The organism is Oceanirhabdus seepicola (genome assembly GCF_023684385.1).
Taxonomy (GTDB): domain Bacteria; phylum Bacillota; class Clostridia; order Clostridiales; family Clostridiaceae; genus Oceanirhabdus; species Oceanirhabdus seepicola.
On the sequence record NZ_JAGSOJ010000007.1, the window covers coordinates 44,395 to 65,154 of the forward strand.

The following is a 20,760-nucleotide window of genomic DNA, read 5'->3' on the forward strand; positions in this document are numbered from 1 at the left end:
TTAGTGGAACTTTCTTTAAACAGAAGAATCGAAGTATTTTGGCAAAATGAATATTATAAAAGCATTGTTCAGGATAGTAGGGAATCTACATTTGTGATTAATATACCAATGAAAGGTAATGCATATCTCCCAATATCAACAGGGGAGAAAGTAGAGGTATACTATTACGATAAAGATGATATTTATAAATTTGAATCAACTGTAATCTCAAGAGAGAACAAAGGGTTACCTGTTCTAATTATGAGAAATCCTAAAGAATATAAAAAGATTCAAAGAAGAAAAGATGTAAGGATTCCAGTAACTAGCTCTGTTAGATATATGAGTGTTGATAGAGATTATAGATTGAGAAGACTGGATTCAGCTACTATAAATGGTATGAAGAAAACTATTGTCTTAGATATAAGCGGTGGAGGTTTAAGGTTTAAAAGTAATGAAAACCTTATAAATAAATTATTATTGGTTCAGATAAACTTTGATGAACTGGATATAATGGCAAAAGGTCAAATTGTTAGATGTATATATGATGAAACAGAAAGAGTGTATGATTGTGGTTTGAGGTTTACAGAGATAGGTACTCAAGAAAGAGAAAAGCTAATTTCTTATATATTTAAGTTGATGAGACAACAGATAAGAAAGGCCTAAAGGAGTGATTTTATGTCCATTGCAGAAAGAGTGAATGTTCACGAAAAAATAGTTAAAGAATATATTCCTCTTGTAAAATATATAGCGTCAAGAGTGATGGTTGGTAAAACTAAGTATGTTGAATTCGATGATTTAGTAGGATATGGAATGGTAGGACTTATGGATGCTATTCATAAATTTGATGAATCAAAAGGTATGAAGTTTTCCACTTATGCTTCTATTAGAATTAAAGGAGCAATTATTGATGAATTAAGAAGAAATAGTCCGATTTCTAAAGGTGCAATGGACAAGCTTAATAGATATAACGCTTCAGTTGAACGTTTACAGAAGAAGTTTTATAGAGCTCCAACCATAATTGAAATTGCTTCTGATATGAATTTAACAATTGATGAAGTTGGGGCTATAGAGAATTATATTAATTATATTTCTGTTGTTTCACTAGAAGATTTAATATTCTCAGAAGAGGATGATATACCTCTTATGGGAGCAATTGTTGATGAGAAGAGTCCAAAGCCAGAAAATGTTTTTTTAGATAATGAAAAGTACGAAATACTAAAAAAGGCTATTGAAATTTTAAAAGAAAAGGATCAATTAGTATTATCTCTTTATTACTATGAAGGTCTTACATTAAAAGAGATAGGTAAAGTTTTAGGAGTTTCTGAATCAAGGGTTTGCCAATTGCATAGTAGAGCTATAGTAAATCTAAGAAAAGCATTTAAAAAACTTAAGTATTCTTTATATTAGTATAGATAAATTTGCGAAGTAATTTATCTATATTGGGGGTCGAAAATGAATATATTACTTATTGCTGTAGGCTTAATGCTAATAATAACAGCTATGTTTGGATTTAAGAAGAATAAGTTCAAACAAGAGTTTAATAGTGCATTAGATAATACTAATGACTTTAAAGTTGAGATAGGGAAGTTAAGGAAAGAATTTTCAGAAACAATATTGGAGTTGCAGAAAGAGATTTATGAAGTTAAAGGTGTAGAAAATTCTTATTCTAATGAATTTCACAAAAATATTGAGAATAAAGAAGGAAAAAAGGACGTTTTTATCGAAAATAAAGATAAAGAGGACGTTGGATATTCAAGTAATATTGAAATGATTCGAAAATTAATAAATGAAGGTAAAGATATAGATGAAGTATGTAGTTTAACTAACATGAGTAAAGGTGAAGTACTTCTTGTAAAGGAGCTCTATCTATGATGAATATAATAAAACTCTTAATAAGAAGTAAGGAATTTAGAATTGGTCTTGGAATAGGATTGATTATTGCATCATTATTACTTTGGAACACAAAGTCTTTAACTGAAAAAGATATTGAAATTAGAGCTAGAAAAATGGGAATGAAATATGAATGGGAGCTCAAAGCTGGTGAGGTGGACTAAGTTATGATTAGAGGAATGTATACTGCACTTTCAGGGATGATTGTTGAAGAAAAAAAACAAGGAGTTATCAGCAGTAATCTTGCAAATTCAAACACTATTGGATATAAATCACAAAGAGTAAATAATAAAAGTTTTAATGAAGTTCTTTTAAAAAATGGAGATACTTCTTCAGGTTCAGGGGAAAATAAGTTGGGAAATGTTTCTTTTGGAGTAGAAATTGATGAAATTTCGACTAACTATGGACAAGGGGCATTTAAATCCACTGATAAAGCTACTGATTTAGCACTTGAAGGCGCTGGTTATTTTGTTGTTAAAGGTGCAAATGAACAAAAATATTTTACACGAAACGGTAATTTTAAAAAGGATTTAGCAGGGTTCTTAATAGATAACAATGGTAATAGACTCACTGCAAAAGGTGATAATGATGAAGTAACTGATATTTTTGTTGGAAATAAAGAACTTTCAATTAATGAAAGAGGGGAAGTTTATCTTGATAAAATATTATCATATCAGCTGAATATAGTTGATTTCGATAATTATGATAATCTTCAAAAGGTAGGAGATAACCTTTTCAAAAATAATGACGAAGAGATTGAAAGTAAAGCATATATTAAGCAAGGACAACTTGAGATGGCAAATGTGAATGCATCTGATGAATATGCTGATATGATTACTGCATATAGAAGCTTTGAAAGTAATTATAAAGTACTTTCAACACTGGATAGAAGCTTAGATAAATCAGTAAATCAACTAGGAAGAGTAAGATAATTTGAATAAGCCTTAAGGCGGTGATTATATGTTAAATATTATATCAAATAGTAAGAGTTCTATGAGTGCACAACAGAAAAAATTGGATATTCTCTCAAATAATATTGCAAATGTTAACACTAGTGGATACAAGAAGAATACTGTTGAATTTCAAGATTTACTCTCAGACACTCTTGAGAGAAAAGGAATCCCTATAAATGAGGATAGACAGGGAAAAGGATTGCTAATGAATGGAAGTGGTGTTAGGGTTTCAGATATTAAACGTGATTTAGGACAGGGAATGCTTCAAGAGACAGGGAGAACAACTGATTTTGCCATTGATGGTGAAGGTTATTTCCAAGTACAGTTAACCGATGAATCTTATGGGTATACTAGAGATGGTAGTTTTATGGTTGATTCTAGTGGACTACTTACAGACTCTAGTGGTAATAGAGTAGTAATACTCGATGAATCAGGAAAGAATATTAATAGTGTTGGAAGTGAAGTAGACTTTTCAAAAGGGAAAATAAATATTGATATCAAGGGAAATTTATTTTCCAATCTTGAGAATGAAGAGAATGTTAAAATTGGAAAGTTAGCTGTAAAGAACTTCCCAGGAGACAACTCTTTAAGAGCAGCAGGAAGAAATATTTTTGTTCCAGTTGAAGGGGCTACTGCTAGTAGTGCAACAGATTACAATATTTTCAATGGTTTTATTGAAACTTCTAATGTTAAGTTGGAAGAAGAAATGACGGATATGATAGTAACTCAAAGAGCCTTTCAGGTTAATGCTACTTCAATAAAAACAGCAGATGAAATGTGGGGATTAGTAAATAATATGTTCAAATAGAACATATTATAGTTGAGAGTGGAAAGTGGAGAGTTGAGAACGATTGACATTTCACTCCGTGAAATTTTAATTGTATTGTTCCTTGGACAATAGGGATTTACTCGTTTCATCTTTGATGAAACATTGTACTTTGAATACAATACATATTGGAATTAAAAAGATGTATATAAAGCTGATTGTAGAGTTAATCTATAATCAGTTTTTTTGTTGTTGTGATAAATTTTTATTAAAGAAGAGTTTATAATTATAAATTGAATTAACTCTGAAGGTATGTGAGAATGCAGCGCTAAACTTGATGTTTTACTCAGAATTTGATATTATTTGTATAATAAGGTTATTGTTTGGGGTGTGAAAATATGAGTATTGGATTTCAATTAAAAAAAAGAGATGTAAAGCTCTGTGCAAAGTTTGTAGATATGATTTGGCGATAGTTTGCACAGAGAAAAGTAGTAATATCGCCTTAGAAAAAAATTCATATATATAGGCTTTGTTTTCTTAGAATAAAATTAACTTTAAGGAGATGAGCTTTATGGATTATATAAATGCTAAAATAAATGATTATATGGAAGCCTACACTAAGTTATGGCCTTTCAGTGGGGCAATTGTAGTAGTGAGTAATGGAAAAGAAGTATTTAATAAAACTTATGGTATGGCAAGTAGAGAGCACGGTGTACCTATTACACCAAGGACAAAATTTAAAATCGCTTCTCTTACAAAGCAGTTTACTTGTATTGCAATTATGATGCTCAAGGAAAGTGGAATGCTTAATGTTAATGAAAGCATAAGAACATTTTTCCCAGACTATACTGAACTTGATGAAAGAATAACAATTCATCATTTAATGACTCATACATCTGGACTTTTTAATGATTTTTCAGTTGTAGATCCACATCTTTATTTAGGAAAACGGTTATTCACACAAAGTGAAGTATTTGAAGTATTTAAAGATATGCCATTAGAATTTCAGCCTGGAGAAGGCTGGGATTATTGTTTCTTTGGATATTATTTACTTGGTGTGATAATTGAAAGAGTATCAGGAAAGTCTTATATTGAATTTTTAAAGGAGAACATTTTTGAGCCTTTAGGGATGAAAAATACTGGACTTGATGATTACATTGAGATTATTCCTAATAAAGCAAGTGGATATTATGTAAGCGATGAAAAATTGATATGCTGCCAAATAGATACAATGAGTTCTTTCTCAGCAGGAGCTCTTTATTCTACAATAGAGGATATGATCTTATGGGATCAAGCTTTATATAGTGAAATGCTTGTATCGAAAAACACAATGGATGAGATGTTTTCACCATACAAAGAAGACTATGGATATGGATGGATTATTGATAAGGCCTTTAATAATAAGAGAGTTCGCCACAGTGGTGGAATGAACGGATTTAGCCATCAATTTCATAGATATATAGATGATAAAGTTACTATTCTTGTGTTGAGTAATTATGGGTTCACAAACTCTTTTGATATTAATGAAAACATTGCTAAGATTGTTTTCAATGATGATTATAATATGCCATCAAAACCTGAGGAATCTCAATTTGATTTAGATCTTTATGATAGTTATTCTGGTATATATGAGGAAGGGTTTCTTAAATATGAAGTTAAAAGAATTCAGGATAAATTATATTTTATTCAGCAAGATAAGTGGGTAATGCCTATATATCCAATATCACAAAATATATTTCATCATACTTGGATAGACAGAGAATATTCATTCCAAAAGAATAATAAGGGAGAGATTTATTTTTGTGGAATAAAAAAAGTTAATTATTAAGTTTAATGATGAACAATAAATACTAATTAAGGGAACCTAGAAAAAATAGGTTCCCTTAAAATCAGTAAATTATCCATACTCTATTTAAACAGAGCTTAATCTAAAAAGTTAGTTATATCCTAAGACTCAAGATTATAGTTGTATTACAAATACAATATTTTATCCAAAGATAAAATGAGTCAACTTCTTTTGTCCTATAGAACAACAAAATGTAGGTTCTGACCCCAGTCAGAACCATCCACCGTTTTCCACTCTCCACTCTCCACTCTCAACTCTCAACTCAAGCGTTTCTTTTATTTAAGGTCTGTTATCGCTTTTGTAATTGGTGGAATAACTTGTTTCTTTCTAGAAACTACACCAGGAATATAAACACTATGATCTTTAAGAGATACATCGAATGCTTTTCCTATTAAATCTTTATACTCACCAACACCAATAAATTCAGAACCAGTGTTTAATATATCAGTAACCATTAATATAATTAAATCGTAACTCTCTGCTTGAGCTAAACCATTCATAAGGTTAATAACAGCATTTTTTTGAGGCTCAAAACCTTCTAGGTAAAGGGTACTTACTTGAGATACTCCAACCTTTAGAGAGTTTAAAGTAAATGTTTTGAAATCTTGATAGAAAATTTCTTCAGCTGATTTCCCTTCAAGAGAGGTACCGGCTTTGAACATTTTCTTTGCAAAGCTTTCAATATTTAGATCTGCAATTTGAGATAGTCTCTTTAAGACTAGTTCGTCTACAGGTGTAGCTGTAGGTGATTTTAAAAGTAAAGTGTCTGAAATAATTGCTGCACATAAAATACCTGCTACTTTTTTTGAAGGTCTTATACCATTTTCAAAAAATATTGAGCCTATGATAGTGGAAGTGCTTCCTACAGGTTCATTACGGAAGTAAATTGGTAAGCCAGTTTCCACATCAGCGATTCTATGGTGATCGATTATTTCAGTAATCTCAGCGTCTTCTAACCCATGAACAGATTGTTGCTTTTCATTGTGGTCCAGTAAGATTACCTTCTTTTTATTTTTGGATATTAAGTGATATCTAGATATTGCCCCAATTACTCTATTATTATTATTTAAGACAGGATAGCTTCTATAACGTGTTTCTAACATGATATCTTTTATTTCTTCCACAAAATCATCAGTTTTAAAAGAAATGATATTCTTTTTTGTCATTACATATTCAATAGGGATACTCTGCGTTATTAAACGGCTAGCAGTAAAAGTATCATAAGGGGTAGTTAATACAGAACAATTATGCTTTCGGGCTGCTGTAAGGATTGCTGCGCTTGCTGTGTGGCCACCTGTAATAATAAGTAGATAGGCACCTTTTTCAATAACGAATCGTTGAGAATCTTCTCTATTACCACATATAACAATATCTCCATTTTCTAGAATTTCTTCTATATTGTCTGGGTGCATAGCGGCTACGATGATTTTACCTTCATATTTTCCATTTTCTTCAGCTATATATTCAGGGTGACCATTAAGGGTATCTATTATGTGTTCTATTTTGGTTTTACTTTTTGATAGAATGGTATTATCCCAGATATCCATATAACTTGTAGTAATATTTGAAACAGAAGTTACACCACATAAATGCTCATTGTTATCAACAATAGGTAACATCTTTATTCTATTTTTTTTCATTAAGTTCCAAGCTGTTTTAATTGAAATATCAGGTGCTACAGGAGCTATTTTATCGATATTAAGATCATCAACTTGAGTTTTAACAGTCTCTAGAAGAGGCGGTTCATCTACTTCAAAGTGATCTAAAATAAATTTTGTTTCGCTATTTATATCACCTAATCTATAAGCAACAGCTGGTAATTCACCAGTTTTGTTTTTGAATTCAGCATATGCCAATGCGGAACAAACTGAATCTGTATCAGGATTTTTATGTCCAAATATGTAAAGATGATTATTCATCTAGTAATTCCCTCCTTCTCAATAACAAATAAGTTTTATCTTTTTAGATATTCTACCGTGAAATTTAATTTATGCACACCTTAGAAAAAGTTATACGATAACCGTTCAAAATCTCAAAGGTTCAATGAGTTATGTGTGAATCATATAGCCTTTTCTAAAGTTTATGTATAAATTATTATACACCTTTAAAAACAGGTTTATAAATTTAACTGAACTGAGATATCTATAGTTTTCCAATAGTTATATTTTATATTTAATTTTGATTTTAGTAAAGTAAATTTTTAAAGAGAACAGTTTTACTCATAAAAATAATAGGTGAGTCATATATATATTTTATGAATTATGAAAATCTAGAGATGATGAGGAGGGAAAAGCTTGATACATAAAACTACGGAATCGTTTAAAGAAGATTATGGGCTCTCAAGCTCAGAAGTAAGATTGAGGCAAGAGAAATATGGTAAAAATACAATCAAAAAGAAAAAGAAATTATCACCAATTAAGATTTTTTTAGAACAATTTAATGATGTGATAATATGGGTGTTACTTGGAGCAACTGTAATTTCAGGGTTAGTAGGGGATAAAGCAGATGCATTAACAATAATAATAATTGTGTTTATGAATGCAATTTTAGGATTTGTCCAAGAATTTAAAACTGAGAAAGCTTTAGAGGCACTAAAAACCTTAGCCGCACCAACTTCAAAGGTTATTAGAAATGGATCTATGAAGGTAATTAACTCAGAAGAACTTGTACCGGGAGACAAAATTATATTAGAAACAGGTGATAGAATACCTGCTGACTGTGTAATTACAAAATCAAGTGGAGTAACAGTTGATGAATCTTTATTAACAGGTGAATCAATAGGAGTAAATAAAAATGGAGATAAAGGTAAAAATATAATATTCATGGGTACCGTAATATTGAAAGGAAAAGCAAGTGCCAAAGTTATTGAAACTGGAATGAATACTGAGATGGGAAAAATTGCTCATATGTTGAATAACATCGATGAAGATAAGTCACCATTAAAGAAGCGGTTGAATCATCTAGGTAAAATTATGGTATACCTTTGTATAGGAATATGTATTATAGTAAGTGCCTTGGGTATATATAGGGGACAAGATCCTGTTCAAATGCTCATGGTAGGCGTTAGTTTAGCTGTTGCGGCAATACCTGAAGGATTAGCAGCAATAGTTACAGTATCATTGGCTCTTGGAGTATCTAGAATGTTAAAACAGAACGCTCTAGTAAGAAAGTTACATGCTGTTGAAACATTAGGATGTACTTCTGTAATTTGTAGTGATAAGACAGGCACTTTAACTGAGAATAAGATGAAGGTTCAAAAAATATTTTATTCTGGTAGAGTATATAATAACGGATTTAATGAATTAACGATACTTAAGAAAATATTTACATACTGTAATGATTGTAACTTTAGTTTTATGAAACGAAAAATGGAGAATGCGGTATCAGGAGATCCAACTGAAACTGGATTGATAAAACCTTTTTATAAGAAAGTTGAAACATTAAGATCAGCAATATCTATTGAGAAAAGGATATATGATATTCCATTTGACTCTTCAAGAAAGATGATGAGTGTTGTCACCGAGGTTGGTGGAAAGCGAACAGCATATATAAAAGGAGCTCCTGAAAAAATAATTCATAAGTGTAATAGAATTTATATAGATGGAAAAGAAAGAGAACTTACATCAGAATTAAAAAGGCAGATATTAAAAGCAATAGATGAGTTTGCAAGTGAAGGGTTAAGATGCATAGGGGGAGCTATTAAGTATAACGTTAGTTCTTTGAATGAGAGTATAGAGGAGAAGCTTCTTTTTGTTGGTATAGCTGCAATGAAAGATCCGCTTAGGAGTGAAGCAAAGAAATCAGTTAAACGATGTAAAGATGCTGGGATATCTGTAGTAATGATTACAGGAGATCATAAAAAAACAGCATACTTCATTGGTAAAGAGCTTTCATTGTGTCAATCACTAGATGAAGTTCTCACTGGAGCAGATTTAGAGGTAATGAGTGAGGTTGAACTTGAGAAAAAGCTTGATAAAATTAAGGTGTTTGCTAGAGTAAATCCTGAGCATAAACTAAGAATTGTAAAAGCATTTAAACGAAAAGGTGAAATAGTTGCCATGACTGGAGATGGTGTTAATGATGCGCCAGCTGTTAAAGAAGCAGATATTGGTATATCAATGGGGATAAATGGTACTGATGTTACAAAAGAGGCATCAGCAATGATATTACTTGATGATAACTTCTCAACAATTGTTTCTTCAGTAGAGGAAGGACGAAAAATATATGATAATATTAGAAAATTTATAAGGTATTTATTATCCTGTAATCTTGGAGAAGTACTCACTATGTTTTTAGCTTCGATATTCTATTTGAAAACTCCATTATTACCTATACAAATACTCTTTGTCAATCTGGCTACAGATGGCCTTCCAGCATTGGCACTAGGAGTTGATGGGGCAGACGAGGATGTAATGACAAGAAAGCCTCGTAGTAGTAAAGAAAGTATCTTTGCAAGAGGGTTAAAAGAAAAAATATTTATAAGAGGGTCATTGATAGGGATATGTACAGTTTTAGCATTTATAACTGCTCAATTATTTGGAATGAATATTGAAACTAGTAGAACTATTGCACTAGGAACTTTGATTATTTCTCAATTAATACATGTATTTGAATGTAGGTCAGAGAGTAAAACACTATTTAATATAAATATGTTGGGAAATAAAGCACTAGTTGGAGCCGTTTTATTATCGTTTCTTATGTTACTTTTAATTATTTATAATCCCTTTATGCAGAGTATTTTCCATACAGTTGGATTATCACATCCACAATGGTTGATTATCATCTTCTATTCAAATATTATAGCATTCATAAATAATCTTTTCTCACTATTTGAGAAAAAATAAAAAATGCACGCGAAGGCGTGCATTTTTTATTTAAATCTTTTATCTCTAACTTTCTGAACCTTCATGTTAGCATCATTAACAGGAACTAAATCAGTTTTATTAGTTAGATTTCGTATGTTCATAATTGAAATAACTTCTCTATTACCTTTAGATTTACCTTTTTTATCTTTTTTACCTTTTAAGCCTTGAATTATTACAGAATGGCCTTGTGAAATTTGAACAAATTTTACTGGCTTAAACCATCTTTTCTTTATGTATTCACATTTTACAATATTTCTACTTCCTGCTGGTTTAACTAATATAGTAGCAGCCAATTTATGAAAAATCCAAAGTACTGTTTTTCTTTCAACTTTACATTGGAGAATCTTACCTTGTACCTGTGCTAATCTATCCTTATTCTTTTCATAAAAAGTTTCTGCATATTTTTGAGATACAGATTCTTTAAAACCCATTATGATCTTCCTTTCATAGTTAAATTTTATAATCCTAAGGCATATTCAAACAAATAGTTTAAGTATATTATACCTATCTTAATATTATATATTATATTCCAATTTACTACAAGTAACTGAGATTATTTTATTTTTTAAAAGTGATTTGAATCAAAGTATTTCATATGAAAGTAATATATAATTATGTTAATATTGGTATTGTTATACAGTATTATTCAATGATTGTTATTTTTATATCTTTAATTACTTTTTATAAAAAATATGTTATTATATAGGTATTAAAAGGATAAAAACAACTTTAATGCTGTAAATTGGTAATAGGGTTTTAGGATGTAAGGAGTGATATTATGTGTCTGGGTGTACCCTTAAAGATAACAGAGATTAATGATAAAAATGGTATTGGAGAAATTAACGGAATTATTAAAAAATTCAGGCTAGATTACTTAAAAGAAGTGAATGTAGGGGATTACGTTATGGTTCATGCAGGATTTGCAATTGAAAGAATTAGTCAAGATACTGCAGATGAGATAAAGGAAGCTCTGGAAGAATTAGATGAAAAGATAATAGAGCTTCAAAAAGAGAGGAGATAACATGGATCAAAACATTGAGAGAATGCTCCGTGAGATAAATACTTTAGAAAAGAAAGTAAATATCATGGAAGTATGTGGTACACATACTATGTCTATATGTAAAAATGGTATTAGAGAGATTATCACTGAGAATATAAACCTAATTTCTGGGCCAGGATGTCCAGTATGTGTTACAGATAATGGTCATATTGATTTCATATATGAATTAGCATTAAAAGAGAATATTATTATTACTACATATGGTGATATGATAAGGGTTCCAGGGAGTAATCCAGAAATATCTTTAGGAAAAGCTAAAGGTATGGGAGCAGATGTGAGAATCATCTATTCATCCATTGATGCTGTTGAAATAGCACTTAAAAATCCAGATAAGCTTGTTGTCTTTTTAGGAATTGGATTTGAGACGACTATACCAGCTACTGCAGCAGCAATATTAGAGGCAGATATTCGGGGGATTGACAACTTTAAAGTATTTTCAGTTCATAAATTAGTTGAACCAGTTATGAAAGCGGTATTGAGTAATGAAGAGTTGAATGTTGATGGTTTTATAATTCCAGGTCATGTGGCTACAATAACTGGAGTAAAAGGTTTTGAATTTTTGGAAAATTACGATTGTTATAGTAGTATAGTAGGATTTAAGGGAGAAGAAGTGATATATGGTCTTTTCCAAATGATTCAGAATATTAAGAATGGTAATAAAAAAGTAGGGAATGCATATAAAAGTATAGTGAGTAAAGAAGGAAATAAGGTAGCTATGGAGCTATATAATGAAATTCTTGAACCTAGAGATGATGTCTGGAGAGGGATTGGGTGTATACCTAATAGCGGAATGAAGATAAAAGAAAAATGGAGCAAGTATGATATAGAAGAAAGTTTTCCTTATAAAGAGGATAAGAATAGAAAAATTTCACCTTGTAAGTGTGGAGAAGTTCTAATTGGGAAAATAAAACCTAAGGAATGTCCACTTTTCGGTAATGGATGCAACCCGATTAATCCCATAGGTCCTTGTATGGTATCTAGTGAAGGAAGTTGTGCTGCATATTATAAATATAATACATAATTATAGAGATTCCAAGATAAAACTAAATTTATACACACTCAAAACTCAAAGAAACGTTGCGATTTTGAGCGGTAATCGTATAGCTTTTTCTAAGGTGTGCATAAATTAAGTTTAACTACGGATTTTCTATAATAGAGAGAAGGTAAGGTCATGAAAAAAACTATAACAATGGCTCATGGAAATGGCGGAGTATTGACATCTGAGATTATAAATGATGTTATCTTAAAGACTATAAACGGCAATACTCTTGAAAACATGACGGATGCAACAATAGTGGATGATAAATATGGTTTTACTACAGATAGTTTTGTTATTTACCCTCATTTTTTTAATGGTGGGGATATTGGCAAGCTATCAGTATGTGGTACTGTGAATGATTTGGTAATGGGAGGATGTATACCTAAATATCTTAGCCTATCAATAATTCTTGAAGAAGGATACGAAATTGAAAAACTACAGAGGATAGTAGAGAGCGTTAAAACTACATGTAACTACAGCAATGTAAAGGTTGTAACAGGAGATACTAAAGTTGTTGATAAAGGTCATGGAAGTGGTATTTATATTAACACATCTGGTATTGGTGAGAAAATAGAAAATTTAAATTTAGGTAGAGATAATATTAGAGCAGGCGATGCTGTCATTATTACTGGTGATATTGGTGATCATGGTGTATCAATTCTTTGTGAGAGAGAGAAGCTATTAGATGGACAACTGTCTTCTGATTGTATGCCCCTTGTAAAACTAATTCCACTCATTAAAAAATACGCAAAATACATTAAAATAATGAGGGATCCAACAAGAGGGGGCGTAGCAACAACCCTCAATGAGTTTGTTGAGAATAGCGAAATTTCTATAACTATACAGGAAGAAAAACTACCAATAAATGAAAAAGTAGCTGGTGCTTGTGAAATATTTGGATTAGATCCTTTATATAGTGCAAACGAAGGAAAAGGAATAATAGTAATAGATGGAACAGTTGCAAGTGAATTTATTGAAGAAGTTAAAAATATTAATGAATTTAAAAATGCTGCTATCATTGGAGAGATAAACAAAGAAGAGCATGGTAAGGTGCTTTACAAAAGTAGGTTTGGAGGTAGACGAATTTTAGGTAAATTGACACATGATATGCTTCCAAGAATCTGCTAATTATCTTTAAATAAACACAAGAATTATAACTGGTTATTACTACACTCAGTAGTTAATAATATAATTTAAACAATATAAGGAGGGTAGAGCATGGTTCAGAATGAAATTGTAGAAATTAAAATTGAAGAACTAATTCCTTTGGCTGAAAAATTCCTTAAAGAGGAAAGAAGACTTGTAATTATGAATGGTTATGTTGATGACAAAGGCGAAAATGTTGTAGCATATAACTTTGATATTGATGGTCATCTTAGAACATATCTTCTTAAAGGCGAAAAGGTTGTCCCTTCATTGACACCTCTGTTTGCAGGGTCTGCACAATGGTGTGAAGAAGAGATATGCGAAATGATGGAGATTAAATTTGAGGGATTAGAGAAATCAGGAAGATTGTTTTTACCAGAAGATTTCGATGGAACTGGTCAGATTCTTGTTATTCCTTTAAATGAATTAAGAGAAAAAAATAATTTATAGATAAACTATACTGAAACTTAATTTATATTTGTGAAAAATCTAAAGGATTCAATTAGTTTTGGACACATATAAATTAATAGTTGAAGTAGTTTATCTTGTCCTAGAGAGGAGAAGAATTATGAGTTATACGGTACCTATTGGACCATACCATCCAGCACTTGAAGAACCAGTTCATGTGAAACTTTACACTGAAGGTGAAGTGATTAAAGATGCGGATGTTTTTATTGGTTATAATCATAGAGGAATTGAAAAACTAGCAACAGAAAGAAATCATATACAGACAATTACTTTAGTTGAAAGAGTTTGTGGGATATGTTCCCATTCTCATGCACTTACATATTGTTTAGCTTTAGAAAAAATAGCTGGAATGGAAGTTCCAAAGAGAGGGCAATATGTTAGAGTTGCTATCTGCGAACTAGAACGATTACATTCACATTTCCTTTGGCTTGGATTAGTTGGCCACTTAATTGGATTTGATAGTGCATTTATGTATACTTTCGATGCAAGAGAGAAAGTTATGGAAATGCTAGAGATGTTAACAGGAAATAGAGTTAATTATGCAATGAATATTGTTGGTGGAGCTAGAAGAGACTTTACCGATGAACAACTAAAACTACTTCTAAAAATGTTAGATGAATTAGAAGAACCACTTAAGAATATTAAGAATATTCTTGGAACTGATAAGACTACTGCATTAAGATCAAAAGGAGTAGGAGTATTACCTAGAGATATTGCTTGGTTATACGGAGCTTGTGGTCCTCATGGAAGAGCATCAGGTATTAAAGATGATGTTAGAAAAATTGATCCTTATATCTGTTATGAAGATTTTGATTTTAAAGCAATTTCATTTGATGAGGGTGATATTTTCTCAAGAGTTTTAGTGAGAATACTTGAAGCAGAAGAAAGTGTAAAGATCTTAAGACAAGTTGCAAAAAATATGCCTGATACTGGATTGAATTTAGGCATAAAATTGCCTAAAGTTCCTCTGGGAGAAACTTGTGTGAGAATAGAAGCACCAAGGGGAGAGGTTACTTACTATGTAGTTTCTAATGGTAAACAAAACCCTCATAGAGTTAATATACATGTACCTACTTTTAAAAATGCGGCTACTGTGCCAGCAATGCTTAAGGGAAATTCTGTTGCAGATGCAGGACTAATAGTAGCTAGTATAGATCCATGTTTCTCATGTTTGGATAGATAATGCACGAGCTTCCAGTAACGAAAAGTATATTAAATATCTGCGAAGAAGAAGTGAAGAAACATGGTATGGAAAAAGTTATCGCAATTAACATAAGAGTAGGTGAATTAACAGGGCTTGTACCAGCTAGTATTGAATATTATTTCGATATTATAGCTAAGGGAACAGTCGCTGAAGGGGCAAAAATTAATACAAAGAAAATACCAATAAATATTGAATGTAAGGATTGTGGAGAATCTTTTGAATGTAGAAAAGGGGTTTATAATTGTATAAACTGCAGCTCCCATAATATAAAAATAACTGGGGGTAGAGAGTTCTTGATAGATACTCTTGAGATGGACTAGAGATTGTTGAAGGGAGTAATATTAATGGAAGTTAAAGTAGTTAGACAGATTTTAGAATGGAATGAGAATTGTCATAATGAATTAGTTAAAGAATTTGATGACAATAAGACATTAGTTTTAAATATTATGGGATCACCAGGTGCTGGTAAGACAACATTTATAAAGATGTTGATAGAAAAATTAAAGCACAAGTATTCATTTGCAGTAATTGAAGGTGATGTTGCTGGTACTATAGATGCAGAAGATATTGCAAATATGGGAGTTCCAGTTGTACAACTTAACACAGATGGTGCATGTCATATTGAAGCTATGTCAATAAAAAATATCATTCCAGAATTTGACCTTAATAAGACTGATATTTTAATAGTAGAGAACATTGGTAATCTTGTATGTCCAGCAGAGTTCGACATAGGTGAGCATTTAAAAATAGCAATATTGAGCATACCAGAGGGAGACGATAAGGTAGAAAAATATCCTCTATTGTTTTCTAGAAGTGATGCTTTAGTTCTTACAAAACATGATTTTAAAGATGTATTTGGATTTGATGATGAGAGAGTTGTTAGGGAATGTAAAAAGCTAAATGAAGATCTTGAAATTTATAAAGTAAATTCAAGAGAAGGTAGTGGATTCGAAAATGTTGTTTCATTTATTGAAAATAACATAGAAAAAAAATTCAATTAAAGATCATGAAAAGAATAGATTAGTCAGATTAAAAAGCCAAATAAGATGTCTGATTTATTATTTAAGTGTCTTTAAGGAGGGGATTAAATGAATAAATTCTTATCCTATTTATCAACATTTATATTCTGTATGATTATATGGGTAGGATTGACAATCCCATTTGGGACTGGTATGGCGTCAGGGGTAATCATTCAAGAATTAATTGTAGGAGCGGTTGTTGCTGCAGTTATGGCAATTTTTTGTCATAGATTTTTCATAAAGAAAAGTCCTTTCTGGCTGATTAATCCATCAAGAATACTTTCTTTTATAGTATTCATATTTATATTCTTTGTTGAGTTGCTTAAATCTAATATTGATGTTGCTATAAGAGCTTTATCACCAAAGGTTAAGGTTAAACCAGGGATTGTTAAGATTAAAACACCAGTAGAGTCAGATTATGGATTGGCTATGCTTGCTAATTGTATTACGTTGACTCCAGGTACAATTACAATGGAGATTGAAAAAGGTAAGAACGAAAATTACATGTATATCCATTGGATTGACGTACAAGAAAGAGATAGGGGGAAGACTTCAGAAATTATTAAGGGAAGTTTTGAACCGTGGGTAAGGAGGATATTTAAATAATGAATTTAGAAACTATAGAAGTTATACAAAATGATTTTCTTATTGCTGCAATAGTTTTAGGAATCATGGCGTTAGTTTTATTATTTAGAATAGTTAAAGGTCCTCATATTATTGATAGGGTTTTGGCGGCAGATTGCATTGAGGTTTTATCGGGATTCATAATGGTTGTTTTTGGATGTGTTATGAATAATTCATTATATGTTGACCTTGGGTTAGTGCTAGCCTTATTAGGATTTATAGGTACAGTCCTTATATCAAAATATTTGGAGGGAAAACTATGATCAGAATACTGATAGATGTATGCTTAATTCTGGGTATATTCTTTGTGTTCGCTGGTGTGGTTGGAATTATAAGAATGCCTGATACATATTGTAGGTTGCAATCATCAACCAACATTGTAACAATGGGTGGTATTTTCTTGTTACTAGCAGCAATAATATTTGGTATTGGTAGTGGAAAGATAGATATTGCTGTAAAAGCATTTGTTATTCTAGTTTTTATTATTTTAACAAACCCAGTAGCGTCACATGCAATGGCTAGAGCTGCATACAAAAGCGGTGCAGAAATGGATAAAAAAACTGTTTGTGATGAGTATAAGGGGGACAAGTGCGATGACTAGTTTTGAAGTGTTAAACGCAATTGTTATTGTTGGTATCATTATTGCAGGATTATTTACAGTTATACTTGAAGACACAATGGCCAGTATTATAGCATTGGTTGCAGTAGGTACTTTTGTAGCATTAGAGTTTCTTCTATTAAAAGCTCCAGATGTTGCTCTTGCAGAAGGTGTTGTAGGTGTGATTCTAACGCCAGTTATATTCTTAATCGCCCTAAGTAAATCCAAAGAAAAAAGTGTAAAAAAGGAGGGCAAATAATCATGAAAAAATTTTTTACATGGTTTTTTTTAGGAGTAATTGGAGTGATGGCTATATATGTGGCAATAAATATGCCTGGTTCAACTTACAATGGAATAGGTGGGGCAATTGTAGAAGCAGCACCAAAGACAAAGGCTTTAAATGTTGTTACTGCAGTAGTATTTGACTTTAGAGGATACGATACTATTGGAGAGTCTTTTGTATTATTCACAGCCGTTACTGCATCTGCTGCTGTATTAAGAAAGTCAGTTTCTCATAAAAAAGAGAAAGGAGTTAAATAGCAGCCATGAATAAGAATAGAAAAAATGTTGAAGAAAAAGGGGATATTATAATTCAGTCTTGTGCTGGAATAGTCCTTCCTATTGCACTTATGCTTGGTGCTTACATTATAATCCATGGACATTTAACACCAGGTGGAGGTTTCCAAGGAGGGGTTCTTATTGGAGGTGCAGTAGCAATTATGTATATCGCATTTGGTGGAGATGGAGTAAAAAAAGCATTCCATCTTAATAGACTTAAAGCATCTGAGAGTATTGCCGCTTTAGGATTTATACTTGTTGCATCTTTGGGAGTTGTATATGGATTTGGTGGATATCATTTCTTTGAGAATGTTGTTAATAAGGGGACTGAAGGATATGTTTTAAGTTCAGGATCCATATTTTTAATGAACTTTGCAGTTGGATATAAAGTTTTAGCAGGTATAGGAGCACTAATTTTCATCATGCTAAGTACGCTTAATAAGTCGGAAGAGTAGGAATGAGGTGATAAAATGACACTTAATTATATAGGAGCATTTCTCTTAATAATATTTGGATTAATTATTATGATTAAAAATAAAGATTTAATTAAAATAGTCATTGGGATGGCTTTAATGGATACAGGAATAAACCTCCTTTTAGTATCAGTTGGATATAGAGCGGGAGCTGCTGCCCCAATTTATGAAAATTACAACCAAGTTGTTAATTTTGTTGACCCAGTTCCTCAGGCGTTAACTCTTACATCAATAGTAATTGGTGCATGTGTAACAGCATTGGCACTATCTATTGTTATTAAAGTTAAAGAGCATTATGGAACAATAAATGCTGATGAGATAAGGAGGTTAAGAGGATAATGAGCAATACTAGCAATTTACCTATTATAGCTATTTTTGTACCTTTCTTTTCAGCCTTTGTAATTGCGTTAATAGGGGAAAAGGGGAAAAAGATTAGTAAATGTATTGCTATATTAGCAACATTAGTTGCATTTATAGCAATAACATGTATGATAGTACCAATTTGGAGTGATGGAGGAATTATAACCTATTGGTTAGGTAACTGGTCTCCAGATAAACTTTGGGCAATTGGAATTGGTATTGAAGTAGATGGTTTTGGTCTTTTGGTTGGATTAATCATTGGAACTACGTGTTTACTTTCATCTATATACGCTTTTAGATACATGGATAAGGATAATGGACTAGAAAAATATTATTCAATGTTCTTATTATTATGTGGAAGTATGATAGCGTTTGTTTTCAGTGGAGATTTATTCAATATGTACGTTATGCTTGAAATTATGACTTTTGCTGCAATAGGTCTTACTGCATTTAGAAATCATAAATATAAAGCAATTGAAGCTAGTTTTAAATATATTGTTATTGGATCTTTAGGGTCAGCATTAATACTGTTAGGTACGGTATTATTATATTCAAAGGTACATACTTTGAACTTAGCACAGATTTCTGCTTTAATGCATAAGCAAGGTTTTGATGCTACTTCAAATATGGCTTTAGCCTTGATGTTAACAGGATATGCGGTTAAAGCATTCCTTGTACCATGTCATACATGGCCACCGGATGCTCATATGGCTGCACCATCGTCTATCTCAATGCTCTTATCTGGAGTAATGAGTAAAACCGGTGTTTATGGTTTGATTCGAATTCTGTTTATGTTATATAGAGGACAAGCACTAAATAACGAATTTATGGGTGCCTTAATTATTGTTTGGGGTACTTTGACAATGGTTGTAGGTGCTGTTATGGCTATTCAACAGTATGATTTTAAAAGATTGCTTGCTTATAGTTCAGTATCTCAATTAGGATACGTTGTTGTAGCTTTTGGAGTAGGTCTTTTAGATAGACCAGGTATTAATATAATTGGTACATTTGGAGGAGTTTATCACATGATAAACCATGCAACCTTTAAATCACTACTCTTTTTATGTGCAGGGGTAATGATTTATAGAGCTGGAACAACTGATATAAGAGAGATGGGTGGATTCTCAAAGAAAATGCCTATTACAACTTTATTTTTCTTAATCGGTGCTGCATCTATTGCAGGAATTCCACCATTCAATGGATTTGTATCAAAATGGTTGATTTATCAAGCTACATTTGAAGCGGGATACTGGCCTGTTACTGTTATTGCTTTAGTAGTATCAGTTATTACTTTGGCATATTTTGTGAAGTTAGGTCAATCAGTATTCTTTGGAGATATGAATAAAAAGAAATGGGAAAATTTAAAAGAGGCACCAGCATGGATGCTAGTTCCAATGGGAGTTCTGGCTGCTCTATGTTCAGTACAAGGTACTGTCTGGGAATTCATAGCTGAAAAAGTAATTCAACCAGTAACATATTCAATTTATAACATTAACAATTATATTGATGTTATGTTTGAAGAGGGTTACGCTGCTAGTATGTTTGGAAATGATATAGCAATACCTTCTATGACGAAAAAAATGGCAGGTTACTATAGTCCAATAAACTGGTTAATACTATTTGTAATATTATTAGTAGGATTCATGGTAATCGCTGCTTTCAACGTAAAACGTCACACTACTTCACAAGCCAATATTGATGATACTAAGTATGATATCTTTACAGGTGGAGAGGCAGAGGAACATTCTCATATGGCAGGAAATGATCTATTCTGGGGATTAAAGCATCAATTCAAACCATTCTTTGATGGAATGAAAAATGCACACAGTGGGATAGTAAATGACTATGTTTTATGGGTAGTTGGTACTCTAGCGGTTGTTATAATTTACGTATTCATTGTTCTCTAGGAGGG

At 31.6% G+C, this 20,760-nt stretch carries 25 protein-coding genes; 23 read left to right on the plus strand and 2 right to left on the minus strand.

Features of this window, described 5'->3' with window-relative positions; all coding sequences use genetic code 11:
- Positions 1-3 precede the first annotated feature (3 nt).
- The 7 genes from KDK92_RS24870 to KDK92_RS23380 all read left to right on the plus strand — a co-directional run bounded on the left by KDK92_RS24870 (position 4) and on the right by KDK92_RS23380 (position 5,416).
- Positions 4-642 carry a flagellar brake protein gene (locus KDK92_RS24870; RefSeq protein ID WP_250861839.1) on the plus strand — a complete coding sequence of 213 codons (639 nt, stop codon included), beginning with the start codon at positions 4-6 and terminating at the stop codon, positions 640-642.
- Between the two features lie 12 nt (positions 643-654).
- Positions 655-1,386, plus strand: a complete 732-nt coding sequence (locus KDK92_RS23355; RefSeq protein ID WP_250861840.1) for a FliA/WhiG family RNA polymerase sigma factor — start codon at positions 655-657, stop codon at positions 1,384-1,386.
- A 45-nt stretch (positions 1,387-1,431) separates the two neighbouring features.
- Positions 1,432-1,851: a hypothetical protein gene (locus KDK92_RS23360; RefSeq protein WP_250861841.1), complete on the plus strand. Its 420-nt coding sequence runs from the start codon at positions 1,432-1,434 to the stop codon at positions 1,849-1,851.
- Positions 1,848-2,033, plus strand: a complete 186-nt coding sequence (locus tag KDK92_RS23365; protein ID WP_250861842.1) for a hypothetical protein — start codon at positions 1,848-1,850, stop codon at positions 2,031-2,033. Before KDK92_RS23360 ends, KDK92_RS23365 begins: the two co-directional genes overlap by 4 nt.
- A gap of 3 nt (positions 2,034-2,036) precedes the next feature.
- Positions 2,037-2,801 carry a flagellar hook-basal body complex protein gene (locus KDK92_RS23370; protein WP_250861843.1) on the plus strand — a complete coding sequence of 255 codons (765 nt, stop codon included), beginning with the start codon at positions 2,037-2,039 and terminating at the stop codon, positions 2,799-2,801.
- A 28-nt stretch (positions 2,802-2,829) separates the two neighbouring features.
- Complete coding sequence (locus KDK92_RS23375) at positions 2,830-3,630, plus strand: flagellar hook-basal body complex protein (protein WP_250861844.1); 801 nt, start codon at positions 2,830-2,832, stop codon at positions 3,628-3,630.
- A 529-nt stretch (positions 3,631-4,159) separates the two neighbouring features.
- A complete protein-coding gene (locus tag KDK92_RS23380; RefSeq protein ID WP_250861845.1) occupies positions 4,160-5,416 on the plus strand; it encodes a serine hydrolase domain-containing protein in 1,257 nt (418 codons plus the stop codon).
- A 293-nt stretch (positions 5,417-5,709) separates the two neighbouring features.
- Here the strand turns inward: KDK92_RS23380 and KDK92_RS23385 are convergent, their stop codons facing one another.
- Positions 5,710-7,353, minus strand: coding sequence for a putative manganese-dependent inorganic diphosphatase (locus KDK92_RS23385; RefSeq protein WP_250861846.1), 1,644 nt, complete (start codon positions 7,351-7,353; stop codon positions 5,710-5,712).
- A 375-nt stretch (positions 7,354-7,728) separates the two neighbouring features.
- Between KDK92_RS23385 and KDK92_RS23390 the strand changes: the two genes are divergently transcribed.
- Complete coding sequence (locus tag KDK92_RS23390; protein ID WP_250861847.1) at positions 7,729-10,278, plus strand: calcium-translocating P-type ATPase, PMCA-type; 2,550 nt, start codon at positions 7,729-7,731, stop codon at positions 10,276-10,278.
- 26 nt (positions 10,279-10,304) lie between these two features.
- On the opposite strand, the gene KDK92_RS23395 is transcribed toward KDK92_RS23390, so the two are convergent.
- Complete coding sequence (locus KDK92_RS23395) at positions 10,305-10,730, minus strand: hypothetical protein (protein WP_250861848.1); 426 nt, start codon at positions 10,728-10,730, stop codon at positions 10,305-10,307.
- A gap of 347 nt (positions 10,731-11,077) precedes the next feature.
- On the opposite strand from KDK92_RS23395, the gene KDK92_RS23400 reads away from it, so the two are divergent.
- The 15 genes from KDK92_RS23400 to KDK92_RS23470 all read left to right on the plus strand — a co-directional run bounded on the left by KDK92_RS23400 (position 11,078) and on the right by KDK92_RS23470 (position 20,755).
- Positions 11,078-11,320 (plus strand): HypC/HybG/HupF family hydrogenase formation chaperone, encoded by a 243-nt coding sequence (locus KDK92_RS23400; RefSeq protein ID WP_250861849.1) that lies wholly within the window; start codon positions 11,078-11,080, stop codon positions 11,318-11,320.
- A gap of 1 nt (position 11,321) precedes the next feature.
- Positions 11,322-12,380, plus strand: coding sequence for a hydrogenase formation protein HypD (gene hypD / locus KDK92_RS23405; RefSeq protein ID WP_250861850.1), 1,059 nt, complete (start codon positions 11,322-11,324; stop codon positions 12,378-12,380).
- 150 nt (positions 12,381-12,530) lie between these two features.
- Entirely contained in the window at positions 12,531-13,526 is a 996-nt protein-coding gene (gene hypE / locus KDK92_RS23410; protein ID WP_250861851.1) for a hydrogenase expression/formation protein HypE, read from the plus strand.
- A 90-nt stretch (positions 13,527-13,616) separates the two neighbouring features.
- Positions 13,617-13,994, plus strand: coding sequence for an NADH-quinone oxidoreductase subunit C (locus KDK92_RS23415; protein ID WP_250861852.1), 378 nt, complete (start codon positions 13,617-13,619; stop codon positions 13,992-13,994).
- Positions 13,995-14,112: 118 nt separating this feature from the next.
- Entirely contained in the window at positions 14,113-15,195 is a 1,083-nt protein-coding gene (locus KDK92_RS23420) for a hydrogenase large subunit (RefSeq protein WP_250861853.1), read from the plus strand.
- Complete coding sequence (hypA, locus tag KDK92_RS23425; protein WP_250861854.1) at positions 15,195-15,536, plus strand: hydrogenase maturation nickel metallochaperone HypA; 342 nt, start codon at positions 15,195-15,197, stop codon at positions 15,534-15,536. Before KDK92_RS23420 ends, hypA begins: the two co-directional genes overlap by 1 nt.
- A 24-nt stretch (positions 15,537-15,560) precedes the next feature.
- Positions 15,561-16,217: a hydrogenase nickel incorporation protein HypB gene (gene hypB / locus KDK92_RS23430; protein ID WP_250861855.1), complete on the plus strand. Its 657-nt coding sequence runs from the start codon at positions 15,561-15,563 to the stop codon at positions 16,215-16,217.
- Between the two features lie 87 nt (positions 16,218-16,304).
- Entirely contained in the window at positions 16,305-16,841 is a 537-nt protein-coding gene (locus KDK92_RS23435) for a Na+/H+ antiporter subunit E (protein WP_250861856.1), read from the plus strand.
- A complete protein-coding gene (locus KDK92_RS23440) occupies positions 16,841-17,122 on the plus strand; it encodes an MrpF/PhaF family protein (RefSeq protein ID WP_250861857.1) in 282 nt (93 codons plus the stop codon). Before KDK92_RS23435 ends, KDK92_RS23440 begins: the two co-directional genes overlap by 1 nt.
- Complete coding sequence (gene mnhG / locus KDK92_RS23445; protein WP_250861858.1) at positions 17,119-17,460, plus strand: monovalent cation/H(+) antiporter subunit G; 342 nt, start codon at positions 17,119-17,121, stop codon at positions 17,458-17,460. Before KDK92_RS23440 ends, mnhG begins: the two co-directional genes overlap by 4 nt.
- Positions 17,453-17,716, plus strand: coding sequence for a hydrogenase subunit MbhD domain-containing protein (locus KDK92_RS23450; protein WP_250861859.1), 264 nt, complete (start codon positions 17,453-17,455; stop codon positions 17,714-17,716). Before mnhG ends, KDK92_RS23450 begins: the two co-directional genes overlap by 8 nt.
- 2 nt (positions 17,717-17,718) lie before the next feature.
- Positions 17,719-17,997: a hydrogen gas-evolving membrane-bound hydrogenase subunit E gene (mbhE, locus tag KDK92_RS23455; RefSeq protein WP_250861860.1), complete on the plus strand. Its 279-nt coding sequence runs from the start codon at positions 17,719-17,721 to the stop codon at positions 17,995-17,997.
- A gap of 5 nt (positions 17,998-18,002) precedes the next feature.
- Positions 18,003-18,470: an MnhB domain-containing protein gene (locus KDK92_RS23460; RefSeq protein ID WP_250861861.1), complete on the plus strand. Its 468-nt coding sequence runs from the start codon at positions 18,003-18,005 to the stop codon at positions 18,468-18,470.
- A 15-nt stretch (positions 18,471-18,485) separates the two neighbouring features.
- Positions 18,486-18,827 (plus strand): sodium:proton antiporter, encoded by a 342-nt coding sequence (locus KDK92_RS23465; RefSeq protein WP_250861862.1) that lies wholly within the window; start codon positions 18,486-18,488, stop codon positions 18,825-18,827.
- Entirely contained in the window at positions 18,827-20,755 is a 1,929-nt protein-coding gene (locus KDK92_RS23470; RefSeq protein WP_250861863.1) for a complex I subunit 5 family protein, read from the plus strand. Before KDK92_RS23465 ends, KDK92_RS23470 begins: the two co-directional genes overlap by 1 nt.
- The last annotated feature ends 5 nt before the right edge of the window (positions 20,756-20,760 follow it).